The organism is Oceanicola sp. 22II-s10i, from assembly GCF_002210105.1.
Classification (GTDB): Bacteria; Pseudomonadota; Alphaproteobacteria; order Rhodobacterales; family Rhodobacteraceae; genus Pseudooceanicola.
In genome coordinates this window covers 239,349-256,576 of record NZ_AQQU01000004.1, presented here as the reverse complement: position 1 = coordinate 256,576, position 17,228 = coordinate 239,349, and the positions used below count along the sequence as shown (strand labels likewise).

The window sequence follows — 17,228 nt, the reverse complement described above, 5'->3', positions numbered from 1 at the left end:
ACAAGCGCCAATGACAGACTCCCGACCTCATCCGCGTGACATCGCCGCCGCCCTCGGGCTGCTCAGCCGCCTGCCGCTGAACGCGCCCCTTCTCGTCCCCTCGGGGGTCTGGGCCTTCCCGCTGGCCGGTGCCGTTCTCGGCGCGCTGGCGGCGACGGCGGCCGCGCTGGCCCTGTCGCTCGGCCTGCCCCCGTCGCTCGCCGCACTCGTGGCGCTGGCCACCGCCGTCGTCCTGACCGGCGCATTGCATGAGGACGGGCTGGCGGATGTCGCGGACGGTTTCTGGGGCGGCTGGACCACCGAACGGCGGCTGGAGATCATGAAGGACAGCCGGATCGGCACCTATGGCGTCGTGGCGCTGGTCCTGTCGCTGGCCGCACGCTGGCAGGCGCTGGCGCTGATCCTCGGCGCGGGTCACGGCTGGACCGCCCTGATCGCCGCCGGCGCGCTGTCCCGCGCGGCAATGCCCGCCGTCATGACCGCCCTGCCCCACGCCCGCCGCGACGGTCTCAGCCGCTCGGTCGGCCGCCCCGGCCCGCGCCCCGCATGGATCGCCGCCGCCATTGCCGCGGCGATCGCCCTGATCCTGCTGGACCTCCGCAGCGCCCTCGCCGCCTGCGTCCTGACACTGCTCGCCGCCCTCGGCACGGCCACCCTCGCAAAGCGCAAGATCGGCGGTCAGACCGGCGACACCCTCGGCGCGACCCAGCAGGTCGCGGAGATCGCCATTCTCACCGCGCTCGCCATCTGACCGCCAGAACGGATCCCAGCTTCATCTGGCCAGATAAACTCCCGCCGAAGGCCGCCTGTGCCGGGCTCGATGCCCGGCACAGGCGATCCCGCGCGACGGGCCCCGCCCGGCGCAAACCCCATCCCGTTCACATACCCATATTATCAACCGGCAGGTCAGATGGGGACTGGACCCCGCCGCGGCTCCGCGCGACAACAGAACGCGGGAAAAAGGGAGAGACGCATGACAAACGGGGCCGACCTGCTCTGCGATACGTTGCTGGCGAACGAAGTGGATGTCTGCTTCGCCAACCCCGGCACATCCGAAATGCACTTCGTGGCCGCGCTGGACCGCAAGCAGAACATGCGCTGCGTCCTCGGCCTGTTCGAAGGCGTCGTCACCGGTGCCGCCGACGGCTACGCCCGGATGAGCGACCGCCCGGCGGCGACGCTGCTGCACACCGGGCCGGGCCTCGCCAACGCGCTGGCCAACATGCACAACGCGCGCCGCGCCGCGACGCCGATGGTGAACGTGGTGGGCGATCACGCCTCCTACCACCTGCCGAACGACGCGCCGCTGACCTCGGACATCGAAAGCCTCGCCCGGCCGATGTCGAAATACGTCCGCCGGATCGCCGGTGCGCTGGACGTCAGCCGCGCCACCGCCGATGCCATCGGGCAGGCGATGAACGCGCCGACCGGCGTGACCACCGTCATCCTGCCCGCCGACGCCGCCTGGACCGACGTGCCCGACGACACGCCGATCCACATGGCCGACCGCCGCGCGCCGAGCCGCGTGGACGGGCACCGCCTGAAGGAGGCCGTGGATGCGCTCAAGGCCGGCGGCAAGCCGGTCCTGATGCTCGCGGGCAAGGCGCTCCGCGCCGGGGCCCTCGAGCGTGCCCAGCAGATCGCCGAGGCGACCGGCGCGCGGATCATCGCGCAGCAGTCCAACGCCCGCGTCGAACGCGGCCGTGGCCGGGTGCCGGTGGAGCGGGTGCCCTATGTCGTCGAACTGGCGCAGAAGTTCCTCGAAGGCACGACGCACCTGATCCTGATCGGCGCCAAGGCCCCGGTGACATTCTTCGCCTATCCGAACAAGCCCACCACCCCGATCCCGCCGGGCTGCCAGGTGATGACGCTGGCCGATCCTTCCGACGACGGCCCCGGAGCGCTGGACCTGCTGGCGCAGGCGCTGAACCTGCCGGACACCGCCAAGGTCTCCGTCCCCGACGCCGCGCTTCCCGACCTGATGACCGGCGACCTGACCACGGCCGCCATCGCCTGCGCGGTCGGCCGCTTCCTGCCGGAGAACGCGATCATCGCGGACGAGTCCGTCACCTCGGGACGCGAGTTCTTCGGCTTCACCCATGGCGCGGCGCCGCATGACCACCTGCAGGTCACCGGCGGCGCGATCGGCGGCGGCATGCCGCTGGCGACCGGCGCGGCCATCGCCTGCCCGGACCGCAAGGTGGTGAACCTGCAGGCCGACGGCTCGGCCATGTACACCAACCAGGCGCTCTGGACGATGGCGCGGGAAAAGACCGACACCTGCACGGTGATCTTCTCCAACCGCCGTTACGCGATCCTTCAGGGCGAGCTGAAGAACGTCGGCGCGGGCGAGCCGGGCGTGAACGCCAACAAGATGCTGAACCTCGACGATCCGGCCATCGGCTGGGTGTCGCTGGCGAACGGCATGGGCGTCGAGGCCGCGACGGCGTCGACGGCGGAGCAGTTCAACGACCTCTTCAAGACCGCCATGTCCCGCAAGGGGCCGTTCCTGATCGAGGCGCTGGTCTGATGGCCGATCTGCCCAAGAACCTGTTCAAGGCCGGGCTGGCATCGGGCAAGTGCCAGATCGGCCTCTGGACAGCCCTCCCCGGCACGGTCCCGACCGAGATCCTCAGCGCCTGCGGGTTCGACTGGCTGGTGCTGGACACGGAACATGCGCCGTCGGACCCGCTGACGGTGCTGCCGCAGCTTCAGGTCATGGTCGCGCATCAGACGGCCCCCGTCGTCCGCCCCGCGTGGAACGACAAGGTGCTGATCAAGCGCTTCCTCGACATCGGTGCGACGACCCTACTGGTGCCCTACGTCCAGACGAAGGAAGAGGCCGAAGAGGCGGTGGCCGCCATGCGCTATCCGCCACGCGGCATCCGGGGCGTGGCCGGATCGGTCCGTGCCTCGAAATACGGACAGGTGCCGGACTACATCCTGCGCGCCGAGGAGGAGCTCTGCCTGATCGTGCAGGTCGAGACCGCCGAGGCGCTGGAGAAGCTGGAAGAGATCGCGGGCGTCGACGGCGTGGACGCCGTCTTCATCGGCCCCGCGGACCTGTCGGCCAGCATGGGCCACCCGGGCGACCAGATGCACCCCGAGGTGGTCGAGGCCATCGAGGGCGCGATTGCCCGGCTCAAGAAGATCGGCGTGCCCGCTGGCATCCTGACCACCGGAGACTTCGCGCACCGCTGTATCGAGCTGGGTGCGCTGTTCGTCGCGGTCGGCAGCGACGCGGGCGCGATGGCCAAGGGCGCGCGGGAGCTGTCCGCGACCTACCGGCCCAAGTGACAAGATACGCGAAGGAGGAACGCGAGAATGGATAACCCGAACCTGAAAGTCGAAGACCGCGGCGGTCTGCGCATCGTCACGATGCACCGCCCCGAGGCGAAGAACGCCCTGAACCTCGACATGACCACCGGCCTGACCGAGGTCATGGCCGACAGCCGCCGCGACCCGTCGGTGCGCTGCGTCGTGATCACCGGCGCGGACGGCTATTTCTGCGTGGGCGGCGACGTCAAGGGCATGGCCGCGCGCAAGGCGGGTGAAGTCACCATCGAGGAAAGCGCGCAGGATCTGCGGCTGAAGATGGAATCGGTGCGCAATCTGCACGAGATGGAAAAGCCGACGATCTGCGCCGTCGAAGGCGCGGCCGCCGGTGCCGGTCTGGGCATCGCGCTGGCCTGCGATTTCCGGATCGTCGCGGATGACGCCAAGATCACCTCGGCCTTCGCCAAGGTCGGCCTGTCGGGCGACTACGGCGGGTCCTACTTCGCCTCGCAGCTGATTGGCCCGAGCCAGGCGCGCGCGTTCTGGATGCTGTCCCCGATCGTCTCGGGCAAGGAAGCGGCCGAGATGGGCCTGTTCACCAAGGCGGTCGAACCGGGCAAGGCGCTGGAAACCGCCATCGAACTGGGCGAGCAGCTGGCCAACGGCCCGACGCTGGCCATGGGCCGGATGAAGCGCAACTTCCGCCTTATCGAGAGCGGCGCGACGCTGGGCGAACTGCTGGACAGCGAAGCGATCAACCTGTCGCTGTCGCGCCAGACCGCAGATCACAAGGACGCGGCGAAGGCCTTCGTCGAAAAGCGCAAGCCGAACTTCACCGGCACCTGATCCGGGTCAGCGGGCGGCGGTCAGTAATGACCGACCGCCCCGCCCTCGGCCGCGGCATTCGTCAGCGCGGCATAGACATACTCCGCCACCGAGCGGAAGCAGATCACCCCGAAATCGCCCGGTGCCACGCACCAGACCGCCGCCGGCACCTGCGCCAGCCGCGTGCGGCGGATGTCGCCCGGCCCGAAGGCGCCCGGCGCGAAATCCACCGGCATCAGCTTGCCGAGCGTTTCGCGCACCGCCGCATCCTCGCCCGACAGGCGCAGGACGGCGCGGGCGTCGGTGACCTCGGCGGCAAGGTGGTGCTGACCGGAGAGGTCGGAGGCGATCCTGTCGAGCGCGCCCGCGACATCCTCGGGTGGCATCACCAGCAGCAGTTCGTCCGGCGACATCCACGCCAGCAGCCCGCCGTCGGCCAGTTCCACCTTGCGCTGACCGGGCATACCTGTGCCCGACAGAGCCGTCACGGTGCCCGCGAAGGTCGCGTCGGACAGGTCGCCGCGCAGGGTGATCATGCCCCGGCGCGGCATCTCCTCGACCCGGACGCGTCCGTCGCGGGACGCGCCGCCCAGGGGGGTGCGATGGTCAGACATTCTGTTTCTCCCCGTCCTTGTCGAAGAACACCGGGTCCACGATCTTGGCCGACACGCGGCCGCCGCCGATCTTGCCGAACTCGATCACCTCGCCCATCCGGTCCGGACCGTTCAGGACCAGCCCCATGGCGATGCCGCGCCCCAGCGTCGGCGAATGGTAGGTCGAGGTCACGCGCCCGATGGTGATCGCCTGCCCGTTGGCATTGACCCCCTGCCCCACGGCATAGGCGCCGTCCGGCAGGACGGACCCGTCCGTCGTCTCCAGCCCCACCAGCTTCCACCGCTTGGGGTCGGTCATGTGGCTGCGCGCCTGCGCACGTTTGCCGAGGTAGTCGTCCTTCTTCTTCGAGATCGCCCAGTTCAGGCCGAGATCCTGCGGGATCACCGTCCCGTCCGTCTCGTCCCCGATCATGATGAAGCCCTTCTCGGCCCGCATCACGTGCAGCGCCTCGGTGCCGTAGGGGGTGATGCCGAACTCGGCCCCCGCGTCCATCAGCGCCTCCCACAGGGCGAGGCCCTGGCTGGCAGGCACGGCAATCTCGTAGCTGAGCTCGCCCGAGAAGGAGATGCGGTAAATGCGGGCCCTGATCCCGGCCAGATCGCGATCCTCCCACGCCATGAACGGGAAGGTCTGGCTGTCCATCCCCTCGGCCCCCAGCTTTTCGATCACCTCGCGGGCCTTGGGGCCCACCACGGCAATCTGGGCATATTGTTCGGTCACGTTGGCGACGTAGACCTTCCAGTCCCACCATTCGGTCTGGAGCCATTCCTCCATGTGGGCATGGATACGCTCCGCCCCGCCGGTGGTGGTGTGGCAGAGGAACGTGTCCTCGTCCCAGCGGGCGACCACGCCGTCGTCGATCAGGAAGCCGTTTTCGGAGCACATGAGGCCGTAGCGGCATTTCCCCGGTTTCAGCGTCGACATCATGTTGGTGTAGAGCATGTCGAGGAATTTCCCCGCATCCGGCCCCTTCACCACGATCTTGCCCAGCGTCGAGGCGTCGAGCAGCCCGACCCGCGCGCGGGTCTGGTTGATCTCGCGCCCGACGGCGTCGCCGTGGCTTTCACCGTCCTGCGGGTAGCAATATGGCCGCCGCCAGTGGCCGACGGGCTCCCAGTGCGCGCCGTGATCCTCGTGCCAGCGGTGCATCGGGGTGCGCCGCAGCGGCTGGAAGATCTCGCCCCGCGCCTCGCCCGCGATCGCGCCCATGCTGATCGGCGTGTAGGGCGGGCGGAAGGTGGTGGTGCCGACCTGCGGGATCGGGGTGGACAGGCTCTGCGACAACACAGCCAGGCCGTTGATGTTGCTGAGTTTCCCCTGATCCGTCGCCATGCCGAGGGTGGTGTAGCGCTTGGCGTGTTCGACACTCTCGAACCCCTCGCGCGCGGCGAGCTGGACGTCGGAGACCTTCACGTCGTTCTGGTAGTCGAGGAACGCCTTGGAGCGCAGGTCGTAGCGCGCACCCTGCGGCATCATCCAGACGGGTTCGATCGGGTGCTCGTCGCTCGATGCGGGCTGCGCCGCATCAGCGCGACTCGCTTCGCGGCCGGTGCGTTCGGCGGCCATTGCGCCCGCCACGGCGGCATCGGCGCGGGCGGCCTGCGCCTGCATCGCGCCGGAGGCCGCGCCTGCGGTGATCACGAAGGGCTTGCCGTCATGGCCGGTCGGCGCGCGGTCGGGATCGGGACGGAACATCGCCTGCGCCTCGTCCCACGTCAGCTTGCCGCCGCAGTGCGACCACAGGTGTACGACCGGGGACCAGCCGCCGGACATGGCGACCGCGTCGCAGGGGATCGTCTCCAGCACCGCGCCTTCGCCCGCCTGCGCGCAGATGGCGACGCCGGTGACGCGCTTGCCGCCCTGCACCTTGGCGATGCCCTTGCCGTTCTCGACCCGGATGCCTGCCTCGCGCGCGGCCTGCGCCAGTGCGCCCCCGCCGCCCGCGCGGGCGTCGAGGATCATCGGGACCGACAGGCCCGCCTTGTGCAGCGCCAGGGCGGTCCGGTAGGCATCGTCGTTGTTGGTGACGACCACGGTCCGGTCGCCGGGCGAGACGGCCCAGTTGACTACGTAGTCGCGCACGGCGGAGGCCAGCATCACGCCCGGCACGTCGTTGCCCGCAAAGCTGAGCGGGCGTTCGATCGCGCCGGTCGCCGTGATCACCTGCCCCGCACGGATGCGCCACAGGCGGTGGCGCGGGCCTTCCTTGGCATCCGTGTGGTCCGTCAGCCGTTCGTAGGCCAGCACGTAGCCGTGGTCGTAGACACCCGCGCCCATGGTGCGGGCACGCATCCGGACGTTCGGCATCGCCTCCAGTGCGTCGACAAGGGCCGCGACATCGGCCTCGCCGCCGTCTTCGTCCACCGGCGCGCGGCCGCCCCAGTGCGCCGTCTGTTCGACCAGCAGGACCTCGGCCCCGCTGTCCGCCGCTGCCTTGGCCGCCGTCAGGCCCGCGATCCCGCCGCCGACGACCAGCACGTCGGTGTAGGCGTAGAAGTGTTCGTAGCGGTCGGCATCGCCCTCTTTCGGCGGCTGGCCGAGGCCTGCGGACTGGCGGATGATCGGTTCGTAGACGTGCTTCCAGAAGGCGCGCGGACCCATGAAGGTCTTGTAGTAGAAACCCGCCGGGAAGAAGCGCGACAGCTTGGTGTTGACCGCGCCGATGTCGAATTCGAGCGAGGGCCAGTGGTTCTGGCTTTTCGCCGTCAGCCCGTCGAACAGCTCCTGCGTGGTGGCACGCTGGTTCGGTTCGAACCGGGCGCCCTCGCCGATCCCGAAGAGCGCGTTCGGCTCCTCGGCCCCGCTGGCGACGAGGCCTCGGGGGCGGTGATACTTGAAGCTGCGGCCCGACAGCAGCCGATCGCCCGCGAGAAGCGCCGAGGCGAGCGTGTCGCCCGGATGGCCGCTCAGGCGCTGGCCGTTGAAACGGAACTCGATGCTGCGTGTGCGGTCGATCAGGCGACCGCCGGTTGCGAGGCGGGTGCTCATGTCCGTGCTCCTCGGATGGTGGAGAGCCGGGGGGCTGTCTGCCCCCCGGACCCCCCGAGCATATTTCGGGCAAGATGAAGGATCATGCGAAGTCCCTCCACGACCAGCCGGGCCGTTTGTCGCGGATCTTCGCCAGCAGGTCCTCGGGCGGGCGCGTGGTCTGGGCGGGATAGGTGCCGAACACCTCGAGCGTCTGGGTGCAGCGGGCGGCGTGGAACCACTTGCCGCAGCCGTTCACGTGGCGCCAGCGTTCGAAATGCACCCCGCGCGGGTTCTCGCGGTGGAACAGGTAGGATTCGAACTCCTCGTCCGCACTGCCGGGACCGAAACGCTTCAGATGCGCCTCGCCGCCGCCGTGGAACTCGGTTTCCTCGGCAGTCACGCCGCAGCAGGGACACTCCAGCAAGAGCATGTCACGACCTCCGCACGATGAGAGAGAGCCGCGCCGGACGGTCGAGGTCACTGGCGCGGGCACGAAAAAAGGGGCGGAGGTGCAAAGACCTCCGCCCTGAGGGACAGGTAAGGGACAAGGGAAAATGGACAGGCCGTGCGGTGCGGGCGGCACCTGAGGCCAGTGTCTTCCCAGGCAGTATGGACGAAACGCCGCAGGGGACGGAAAGGTTCCCGGCAGAAGCGGATTTTTCCTTAAGAACGGTCAATCCACCCGAAAAACCCGTGTTTGCGTGGATCGTATTGCCCGCCACATACGCACGAGAAAGGCGGGCCCCGGACAGGACCCGCCCTGCGGCATCAGCCGCCGCGATCAATTGGACTGTGTCAGTCGGTGCCGGCCGTTGCAGATGCGCCAGCTTCGGCATCGGCGCCGGACGCGTCGGCTGCGGGCGGCGTTGCGCTGTCTTCGGCGACAGGCGCGGTGCCTGCACCGGCGCTGGTGTCAGCGCCCGCTTCGCTGCCGGACGTGGCGTTGATCTCGACATTCGGCGCGGTGGATGCGCCACCGTCAGCCATGTCTGCGCCGCCGAACAGCCAGAAGAAGATGAGGCCGACAGCGACGACGAGACCGCCGACGATGAAAGCGATCGTGCCAGTGCTGGTCGAACCAGCCGGGCGGGTTTCCTTGTAGGTTTCGTGGTAATGATGTTCGGCCATGATCCGACCTCCGTCTGAGTTTCCTTTGACGGAAGAACCTCGACGGGGGCGAGTCGGTTCCCAACGGTTGGAATTGCCGCATTCGCAGGCAGAACCTTGCCGATGCGGTCTATATGTAGTTCAGACCGCGGTCGGACACGCAATTCGTTGATCGGACGGGGACATGCTGTGTTAGCGTCGGTTGCAGAGGCAGCCAAGGAGCACGGCAGATGCGCATCCCTGCGGGCAAGAATCCGGATACGCTGACCCTGACCGGCGCGTCGGGCGCGGATTATGCGTTCAGCATCGTCCGGTCCCTGCACGACCTGCCAGGGACGCCAGGCGTCTTCGCCCTGCTTTCGGGCCCCGGCGCAACCGGTGTCCCGCGCATCCTGTTCCTGGGCAGGGCTGCGGGGTCCCTGGCGCAGGACATTCCCCGCCACCCGAAGTTCGAGCCCGCCATCCGCCTTGGCATGCGCGCCTTCGCGGTCCTGCCCCGCGCGCAGGATCTGGACGCGATCCAGTCCGACATACTCGCGGCGCAATCCACCCCGCTGAACGACCAACGCGACGCCCTGCGCGAGATCGCGGCGCTGACCGACCGGCATCGCCGTGCGGCCCGCGGTATCGCGGCCGAGTGAGCCGGAGCGGCCCGGACGGCTGACAGGATGGCCGGCGGTCGGATGCATCAGTGCGCCACCCCCGCGGCGACGCTTTCGTCGATGAAGCGGCCCTCGCGGAACCGGTCCAGCCCGAACTCGGCGCAGAGCGGCCCCGGTTCGCCCTTGGCCATCATGTCGGCCATCGCCCAGCCCGAACCGGGGATCGCCTTGAACCCGCCGGTGCCCCAGCCGCAGTTGATGTAGCATCCGCCGAGCGGCGTCCTGGAGATGATGGGCGAGCGGTCGCCGGTCATGTCCACGATCCCGCCCCACTGCCGCAGCATCTTGAGGCGCGAGATCATGGGGAAGGTCTCGACCAGCGCGCGGACCGTTTCCTCGATGTGGTGGAAGCTGCCGCGCTGCGTGTAGTTGTTGTAGCCGTCCGCGCCGCCGCCGATCACCATCTCGCCCTTGTCGGACTGGCTCATGTAGCCGTGGACCGTGTTCGCCATCACGACGACGTCCATGCAGGGTTTGATCGGCTCGCTGACCAGCGCCTGCAGCGCGACGGATTCGATCGGCAGACGGAAGCCCGCCATCTCGGCCACCACGCCGGAATGCCCCGCGACGACGATGCCCAGACGGTTGCAGCCGATGTCGCCCTTGGAGGTGCTGACGCCGGTGACCTTGCCGCCCTCGGACCGGATGCCGGTCACTTCGCACTGCTGGATGATGTGCATCCCCATGGCCGAACAGGCACGGGCATAGCCCCAGGCCACGGCGTCGTGCCGGGCGGTGCCGCCGCGCGCCTGCAACAGCCCGCCCAGCACAGGATAGCGCGGCCCGTCGATGTTGATGATCGGCACGATTTCCTTGACCCGCTCGGGGCTGATGAATTCGGTCGTCACGCCCTGCAGCGCGTTGGCATGGGCCGTCCGCCGGTAGCCGCGCACCTCGTGTTCGGTCTGGGCCAGCATGATGACGCCGCGCGGGCTGAACATGATGTTGTAGTTCAGGTCCTGGCTGAGCGTTTCATACAGGTCCCGCGCCTTTTCGTAGATCGCGGCGGACGGATCCTGAAGGTAGTTCGAGCGAATGATCGTCGTGTTCCGCCCGGTGTTCCCGCCACCCAGCCAGCCCTTTTCCAGCACCGCGACGTTGGTGATGCCGTGGTTCTTGCCAAGGTAATAAGCCGTCGCAAGGCCGTGCCCCCCGGCGCCGATGATGATGACATCATACGCGGCGCGCGGCTCGGGCGAGGCCCAGGCGCGTTCCCATCCGGTGTGATGCCGCAGGGCCTCTCGGGCGATGGCGAAGGCGGAATAGCGTTTCATGGCGCGGGCGACTCCGGGGCTGTGACAGATGTCCTTCTGGACCCTTATCGCAAAGCGCCGCCGACCGGGAACGTCATGTCGCATCACAGTTGCGACATGCGACGGATCGCGCAGGTATTGGTGCTTTTTCCGTTCCCGCAGACAGGGTAAAGGGGCGCAGGAGAGGGTCGCCCATGCTGTTCTGGATCATCGCTGCCGCACTGACGCTCGGGGTTGCCGCCGTGATGGGCCTGACCGCCCTGCGCGCGCATGGCCTGCCTGCCGCGGGCGGTGCGGATGTGCCCGTCTATCGCGCGCAGCTGGCCGAGGTCGACCGCGACATGGCACGCGGCACCATCGGGGCCGAGGAAGGCGCGCGGTTGAAGAACGAGATCGCCCGCCGTCTGCTGGCCGCCGATGCCGCCGCGAAGGGCGCCGTGCAGGCGTCGCGCCGCGCGGGGCCCCTGGCTCTGGCCGGGGTCGGCGTCGTGCTGGCCGCCGTGACGTTCGGCGTCTACCTGCAAATGGGCGTGCCGGGCTATGGCGATCTGCCGCTGGCGGACCGGCTGGAACGGGCCAAGGAATTCAAGGAGAACCGCCCCTCGCAGGCCGCTGCCGAGGCCGATGTCCCGCCGATGCCGGCCCCCGAGGTGTCGCAGGATTTCCTCGACCTGATGGAAAAGCTGCGCGCCGCCGTGGCGGGCCGGCCCGACGACCTGCAGGGGCACCGGCTGCTGGCACGTAACGAGGCGGCGCTTGGCCGGTTCACCGCCGCCTATGCCGCACAGGAGCGCGTGCTGTCGATCCTCGGGAACGGCGCCGGGGCGCAGGACTATCTGGATTACGGCGAATACCTGATCCTCGCGGCGGGCGGCTATGTCTCGCCGCAGGCGGAACAGGCGCTCCGCGCGGCGGTCGCGCGGGACGAGACGCTGGGTGGGGCGCAGTATTACCTCGGCGTCATGTGGCGGCAGACCGGGCGGCCCGATGTGGCCTTCCGCATCTGGGACCGGCTGCTGCGCAAGGGCCCCGAAGACGAGCCGTGGATCGCCCCGATCCGCGCGCAGATCGACGAGGCCGCGATGCTGGCGGGTGTCGACTACGAACAGCCTGCGCCGGTCGAGCAACTGGCGGGGCCGAGTGCCGACGACGTCGCCGCTGCCCGCGACATGAGCGCCGAGGACCGGCAGGAGATGATCCGGGGCATGGTCTCGCGTTTGTCCGAACGGCTGGCCGCGCAGGGCGGGACGGCCGAGGAGTGGGCCCGGCTGATCGGGGCTTACGGCGTGCTCGGCAACACCGGGCAGGCCCGCGCGATCTATGACGAGGCGCTGCAGGTCTTTGCCGGGCGCGAGGACGATCTGGCGATGATCCGCGAAGCGGCGGTCCGGGCGGGCCTGTCGGAATGATCTACGATACCGTCGAGGATTTCGCGGCCGCGCTGCCCGCCTACCGCGCCATCGCGGGGCTGGATCTGGGCGACAAGACCATCGGCGTCGCCGTGTCCGACGCGATGCGCAGCGTCGCGACGCCGCTGTCCACCATCCGCCGCAAGAAGTTCACCACCGACGCCGAGGCGCTGGCCGAGATCGTCGCCAAACGCGACATTGCCGGTCTGGTGCTCGGCCTGCCCCGCAACATGGACGGGACGGAGGGGCCGCGCTGCCAGTCCACCCGCGCCTTCGCCCGCAACCTGCAGAAGGTCATCGACCTGCCGGTCACCTTCTGGGACGAACGCCTGTCCACCGTCGCCGCCGAACGCGCGCTGCTGGAGGCCGATACCTCGCGCCGCCGCCGGGCCGAGGTCATCGACCATGTCGCCGCGGGCTACATCCTGCAGGGCGTGCTGGACCGGCTGCGCCATCTCGGAGGGGCCGCATGAGCGATGAAGTCTGGAAGCGGCGCGAGATCTCCTCGCCCTGCGTCAAGATCTGCATGATCCATCCGGATGCGGGCCTGTGCACCGGCTGCCTGCGGACGCGGGACGAGATCGCGCTGTGGATGACCTATTCCTCCGAGGAACGGGCGCGGATCATGGCCGAATTGCCGGACCGCCGCCCGCAACTGGTGCGGCGGCGGGGCGGCCGGGCCGCGCGGCTGGCGCGCGGCGGCGATCAGTAAAGCTCAGGCGGCCTCTTCCATCACGAAGAGGTCGATGTGATGCGCGCGGACCTTGCCGAAGCCGCCCGGCACGATGGCGACCACGCGACCGCCCAGCTTGACCAGCGCATCGCCCGGATTCTCGGGGTCCTCGACGATGCCGATCCGGCCGTCACCCGCTTCGCCCTGCTGATAGCCGATGACGATCTGATCCTCGCGCGGGTCGAAATCCTCGATCACCGGCGGGCCGTCATAGTCTGCCTCGGCCGCTTCCCGCAGGGCTTGCATGGCCCGCAGATCGTCGTCGTCATCCTCGTCGTCGTCATCGGACCAGCCTTCGAGGCTCTGCGCCGGCGCGGGCGACAGCGCGTCTTCGAAATCATTGTCGAGATCGGCCTCGTCGAGATCGGGGTCATGTCCGGACATTTCAAACTCGGGCTCAGCTTCGGACTCGTATTCGTCCCGGAACTCCGCGGTCGAAAGGGACTCCGCTGCGGGCACGAACATGTCCTCGCGCCGCATCAGTTCGCGCATCCGGTCCAGTTCGGGCGTCGAACGCCGCGCGGGCTTTTTCGGGCGGCTGGACTGGCCGGAGTCTCCCGCTTCGGCCATGACCGAACGGATCGTGGCGCCCAGAATGGCGTCGTCGAATGCGGGATCCTCGTTCTCGACCTGCGCCGGTGCGCCGCCAAGGCTCAGCCGGTCCTCGGCGCCCAGAACGTCGTTGCCGTCGTCGTCCAGCAGGTCGTCCTCATGCGCCTCGGCATTCAGCAGAAAGGCCGGCTTGGCCCGCGCCGGACGCGCGGCGCTCTCTGCCTCGTCCATACCGGCCTCGTCCATCCCGGTGTCGACCGCGGCCTCCTCGGCCATGCGCGCGGCCTCCTTGGCCTTGCGCTTGCGCTTCTGTCGGGCGCGGCGACCGATGTCGACGCCGAGAATGCCGATGCCACCCTCTTCCTCGCCGCTTTCGCCGCGATCATAGCCGTCGTCCCGGCCGGAATTCTCCGGCTGCGGATCGTTGCCGGTCGTCGTGAAATAGATACCGATAGATGCGAGCGTAAAGACGACAAGTAGCTCAAGCATGGCCGGACTCCTGCTGGTGTTGAGCAGAAGATGGCAATCGAATGCGGCCCCAACGTGTCCCTGACGGGGTAATCCGTGGGAATCCGCGCGGCGGGTGTCAGCCGAATATGGCCTTGCGCAGCATGTTCAGGGCGACCAGCAACAGGAAGACCGCAAAGGTCCGGCGCAGCGGCTTGGGATCCGTCGCGTGGGCCAGTTTCACACCCCAAGGCGTGGTGATGAGGGTCATCGCGATGACCACGAAAAAGGCCGGTAGGTTCACCGCGCCGACCGAATAGGGCGGGATCTGGCCCTGCGGCGTGTAGAGCAGGAAGCCGATGACCGAGGGCACGGCGATCACCACGCCAAAGCCCGACGCGGTGGCCACGGCCCGGTGGATCGGCCGGTTGTAGAGCGTCATAAGCGGCACCCCGAAACTGCCGCCGCCGATCCCCATCAGCACCGACAGGAACCCAAGCAGGGGCGACAGGATCGCGCGTTTCAGCCCCTTGGGCATCGCGTCGGCCAGCCGCCATTCCGCCCGCCCGAACCCGAGATAGAGCCCCACGACGATCCCCAGCACCCCGAACAGGACCTGCAGCGCCACCGACCGGACAGACGCAGCGACCAGCATCCCCAGCAGGGCCCCGACCACGATCCCCGGCGCCCATGCCTTCAGGATGTCCCAGTCCACCGCGCCCTTGCGGTTGTGCGAATGCAGCGATCTGAGCGAGGTTATGACGATCGTGGCCAGCGAGGTGGCCAGGCAGATCTGCATCAGGTTCGGCCCGTCAAAGCCAAGCGTCTGGAAGGCATAGAAGAACGCGGGCACCAGCACGATGCCGCCGCCGACACCCAGCAGCCCGGCCAGCACGCCCGCGAAGGCGCCGATCACCGCCAGCAGGGCCAGCATCGTCAGGATAAGGCCGGTGTCTTCCATCTTGTCCCCCGTCCGTCATGCGGATGTCCGTCACAAGCACGTTTCCCCGCGCGCCGCAAGTGCGGCGCCCGACCGTGCACAGCTGCACCCGCGTCCGTGCGGCAATGCAGCATTCCCCTGACGGGCCAAGGGGCGTAGACCCCGGCGGATCGACGGTCACCGGACCGCACAACCGGAGCGCTCCCCATGCTGCGTCTTGCCATCATCCTCGGCCTTCTGGGCCTGATCGGGCCCCTGGCCATCGACATGTACCTGCCCGCGATGCCGATGATCGCGACCGACCTCGGCGCGACCGAGGCGCAGATCCAGCAGACGCTGACCGCGTATTTCCTGACCTTCGGCATGGCCCAGCTGTTCTACGGCCCGCTGGCCGACCGGACCGGGCGCAAGCTGCCGATCCTGCTGGGGCTCGCGATCTTCGGGCTGGGTTCCGTCGGCGCGACGCTGGCCGACAGCGCCGGGTCGCTGGCGTTCTGGCGCGCGGTGCAGGGTCTTGGCGGAGCCTCGCTGATGGTCGTCACCCGCGCGGTGATCCGCGACCGCTATACCGGTGTCGAGGCGACGCGCCTGATGGCGATGCTGATGCTGGTGATCTCGGTCTCGCCGATGCTGGCGCCGCTGGCGGGCACCGTCGTGATCGCCTTTGCCGACTGGCGCGCGATCTTCGGCGTGCTGGCGGTGCTGGCGCTGGTGAACCTCGCGGTCGCGCTCTTGGCGCTGCCCGAAACGCTACCCGCCGAGCGGCGCCGCGCACTGAACTTCGGCGCCCTTCTGCGCGGGGCCAAGGTGCTGCTGAGCGATCCCGTCTTCGTCTCGCTGACCCTGATCGGCGGGTTCGGCATGGCCAGCTTCTTTGTCTTCATCGCCTCGGCCAGTTTCGTCTACACCGGCCAGTTCGGCCTGTCGGCGACCGGTTTCTCGCTGGCTTTCGCGGTGAACGCGGTCGGTTTCTTCGGCGCCTCGCAGGTGGCAGGCGCGCTCGGCGCGCGCTACGGGATCACGCGCGTGGTCCGGGCGGGGGTCTGGGGGTTCTTCGGCTTCACCGCCACGCTCGCCCTGATCGCGCTCGCCGGGGGTGCCACGCTGCCCGTCATCATGGCCGGTCTGTTCCTCGGCAACGCGTGCCTCGGCCTTGTGATCCCGACCGCGATGGTTCTGTCTCTCGACGAACACGGCGACATCGCCGGTCTGGCGTCGTCGCTGGGCGGCACCCTGCAGATGCTCGTCGGCGGGCTGATGATCACGTTGTCGGGTCTGTTCTTCGACGGCACCGCCCTGCCGATGCTGCTGGCGATCGCCGTCTGTTCGACGGTGGCCCTGACGCTGATGCTGGTCGTCTTCTCGCGCCGCAGCCGGGCGACCGCCTAGGCCGCCTGCGCGAGGTCGGACAGCGCCGCCTCGACCAGTTCGGGCCCAGCACCGGGGCGGTGCGCGCCTTCGGACAGCACCCGGCGCCAGTGCCGCGCGCCGGGGCGTCCGGCGAACAGGCCCAGCATGTGCCGTGACACCTGCGCCAGTTTTCCACCCTGCGCCAGATGCCGTTCGATATAGGGCAACATCCCGCGCGCCACCGCGACCGGGTCGGTAACGGGCGCGTCGTGGCCATAGATCACCCGGTCCGCCGCGGCCAGAATGTCTGTCGGCGCGTGATATGCGGCCCGGCCCACCATCACCCCGTCCATCCCCGCCTCCAGCAGCTCCACCGCCTGCGGCAGAGAGGCGATACCGCCGTTGATCGACAGGTGGAGATCCGGAAACGCCTGCTTCATCCGCAGCACCAGCCCGTAGTCGAGCGGCGGAATATCCCGGTTCTCCTTCGGGCTCAGCCCCTGCAGCCACGCCTTGCGCGCGTGGATCGTCACCCGGCCGACACCGGCGCCCCGGATGCGGTCCAGAAAGTCCGGCAGCACCGTTTCGGGGTCCTGATCGTCCACGCCGATGCGGCATTTCACGGTGACCTCGACCGACACCGCCTCGCGCATCGCGGCGACGCAATCGGCCACGAGGCCCGGCTGCTTCATCAGCACCGCCCCGAAGGTGCCGGACTGCACCCGGTCCGACGGGCATCCCACGTTGAGGTTGATCTCGTCATACCCCGCCGCCTGCCCGAGCCGGGCGGCCTCGGCCAGTTCCTCCGGATCCGAGCCGCCAAGCTGCAGGGCGACCGGATGCTCCTCGGGCGAAAAGTCCAGCAGATGCACCGCGCCGCCCCGCACCAACGCCGGCGCGGTCACCATCTCGGTATAGAGCAGCGTCTCCCGCGACAGCATGCGGTGCAGGAATCGGCAATGGCGGTCCGTCCAGTCCATCATCGGGGCCACGGACAGGCAGGAAACTCTTGATAAGTCTTGTTTTTTATATTTTTCAGTCACTTACAGGCACCTACATTTCGTCTCGTTTCCGCTCATCATGGGCCAA

At 68.8% G+C, this 17,228-nt stretch carries 17 protein-coding genes; 9 read left to right on the top strand and 8 right to left on the bottom strand.

Features of this window, described 5'->3' with window-relative positions; genetic code table 11:
* Positions 1–10: 10 nt before the first annotated feature.
* The 4 genes from cobS (at position 11) to ATO6_RS13005 (ending at position 4,122) form a co-directional block, all read left to right on the top strand.
* Complete coding sequence (gene cobS, locus ATO6_RS13020) at positions 11–751, top strand: adenosylcobinamide-GDP ribazoletransferase (RefSeq protein WP_088624440.1); 741 nt, start codon at positions 11–13, stop codon at positions 749–751.
* Between the two features lie 222 nt (positions 752–973).
* Positions 974–2,530, top strand: a complete 1,557-nt coding sequence (locus ATO6_RS13015; protein WP_088624439.1) for an acetolactate synthase large subunit — start codon at positions 974–976, stop codon at positions 2,528–2,530.
* Complete coding sequence (locus tag ATO6_RS13010) at positions 2,530–3,297, top strand: HpcH/HpaI aldolase/citrate lyase family protein (protein ID WP_088624438.1); 768 nt, start codon at positions 2,530–2,532, stop codon at positions 3,295–3,297. The genes ATO6_RS13015 and ATO6_RS13010 overlap by 1 nt, the downstream gene beginning before the upstream one ends.
* Positions 3,298–3,324: 27 nt before the next feature.
* Positions 3,325–4,122 (top strand): enoyl-CoA hydratase-related protein, encoded by a 798-nt coding sequence (locus ATO6_RS13005; protein WP_088624437.1) that lies wholly within the window; start codon positions 3,325–3,327, stop codon positions 4,120–4,122.
* Between the two features lie 20 nt (positions 4,123–4,142).
* Here ATO6_RS13005 and ATO6_RS13000 read toward each other — a convergent pair whose 3' ends face one another.
* The 4 genes from ATO6_RS13000 to ATO6_RS12985 all read right to left on the bottom strand — a co-directional run bounded on the left by ATO6_RS13000 (position 4,143) and on the right by ATO6_RS12985 (position 8,814).
* On the bottom strand, positions 4,143–4,715 hold the full coding sequence (locus ATO6_RS13000; RefSeq protein ID WP_088624436.1) for a sarcosine oxidase subunit gamma: 573 nt from the start codon (positions 4,713–4,715) through the stop codon (positions 4,143–4,145).
* Positions 4,708–7,704: a sarcosine oxidase subunit alpha family protein gene (locus ATO6_RS12995; RefSeq protein WP_088624435.1), complete on the bottom strand. Its 2,997-nt coding sequence runs from the start codon at positions 7,702–7,704 to the stop codon at positions 4,708–4,710. Before ATO6_RS12995 ends, ATO6_RS13000 begins: the two co-directional genes overlap by 8 nt.
* Before the next feature lie 82 nt (positions 7,705–7,786).
* On the bottom strand, positions 7,787–8,116 hold the full coding sequence (locus ATO6_RS12990; RefSeq protein ID WP_088624434.1) for a sarcosine oxidase subunit delta: 330 nt from the start codon (positions 8,114–8,116) through the stop codon (positions 7,787–7,789).
* A 365-nt stretch (positions 8,117–8,481) separates the two neighbouring features.
* Positions 8,482–8,814 carry a hypothetical protein gene (locus ATO6_RS12985; RefSeq protein ID WP_088624433.1) on the bottom strand — a complete coding sequence of 111 codons (333 nt, stop codon included), beginning with the start codon at positions 8,812–8,814 and terminating at the stop codon, positions 8,482–8,484.
* A gap of 209 nt (positions 8,815–9,023) precedes the next feature.
* Between ATO6_RS12985 and ATO6_RS12980 the strand changes: the two genes are divergently transcribed.
* A complete protein-coding gene (locus ATO6_RS12980; RefSeq protein ID WP_088624432.1) occupies positions 9,024–9,434 on the top strand; it encodes a hypothetical protein in 411 nt (136 codons plus the stop codon).
* A 47-nt stretch (positions 9,435–9,481) separates the two neighbouring features.
* On the opposite strand, the gene ATO6_RS12975 is transcribed toward ATO6_RS12980, so the two are convergent.
* Complete coding sequence (locus ATO6_RS12975) at positions 9,482–10,729, bottom strand: sarcosine oxidase subunit beta family protein (RefSeq protein WP_088624431.1); 1,248 nt, start codon at positions 10,727–10,729, stop codon at positions 9,482–9,484.
* 173 nt (positions 10,730–10,902) lie between these two features.
* Here ATO6_RS12975 and ccmI point away from each other — a divergent pair, with 173 nt between their 5' ends.
* Genes ccmI through ATO6_RS12960 form a run of 3 tightly spaced genes read left to right on the top strand, consistent with a single transcriptional unit; the run spans position 10,903 to position 12,829 of the window.
* Positions 10,903–12,117, top strand: a complete 1,215-nt coding sequence (gene ccmI, locus ATO6_RS12970) for a c-type cytochrome biogenesis protein CcmI (RefSeq protein WP_088624430.1) — start codon at positions 10,903–10,905, stop codon at positions 12,115–12,117.
* Entirely contained in the window at positions 12,114–12,590 is a 477-nt protein-coding gene (gene ruvX, locus ATO6_RS12965) for a Holliday junction resolvase RuvX (protein ID WP_088624429.1), read from the top strand. The genes ccmI and ruvX overlap by 4 nt, the downstream gene beginning before the upstream one ends.
* Entirely contained in the window at positions 12,587–12,829 is a 243-nt protein-coding gene (locus ATO6_RS12960; RefSeq protein ID WP_088624428.1) for a DUF1289 domain-containing protein, read from the top strand. The genes ruvX and ATO6_RS12960 overlap by 4 nt, the downstream gene beginning before the upstream one ends.
* A 3-nt stretch (positions 12,830–12,832) precedes the next feature.
* On the opposite strand, the gene ATO6_RS12955 is transcribed toward ATO6_RS12960, so the two are convergent.
* The gene (locus ATO6_RS12955) at positions 12,833–13,891 is read right to left on the bottom strand and encodes a hypothetical protein (protein WP_088624427.1); all 1,059 of its coding nucleotides are present in this window, start codon (positions 13,889–13,891) and stop codon (positions 12,833–12,835) included.
* A 97-nt stretch (positions 13,892–13,988) separates the two neighbouring features.
* The gene (locus ATO6_RS12950; RefSeq protein ID WP_088624426.1) at positions 13,989–14,810 is read right to left on the bottom strand and encodes a sulfite exporter TauE/SafE family protein; all 822 of its coding nucleotides are present in this window, start codon (positions 14,808–14,810) and stop codon (positions 13,989–13,991) included.
* Between the two features lie 186 nt (positions 14,811–14,996).
* Between ATO6_RS12950 and ATO6_RS12945 the strand changes: the two genes are divergently transcribed.
* Entirely contained in the window at positions 14,997–16,178 is a 1,182-nt protein-coding gene (locus tag ATO6_RS12945; protein WP_088624425.1) for a multidrug effflux MFS transporter, read from the top strand.
* On the opposite strand, the gene dusA is transcribed toward ATO6_RS12945, so the two are convergent.
* Positions 16,175–17,182, bottom strand: coding sequence for a tRNA dihydrouridine(20/20a) synthase DusA (gene dusA, locus ATO6_RS12940; RefSeq protein ID WP_088624424.1), 1,008 nt, complete (start codon positions 17,180–17,182; stop codon positions 16,175–16,177). The two genes, ATO6_RS12945 and dusA, sit on opposite strands and share 4 nt — an antisense overlap.
* Positions 17,183–17,228: the final 46 nt, after the last annotated feature.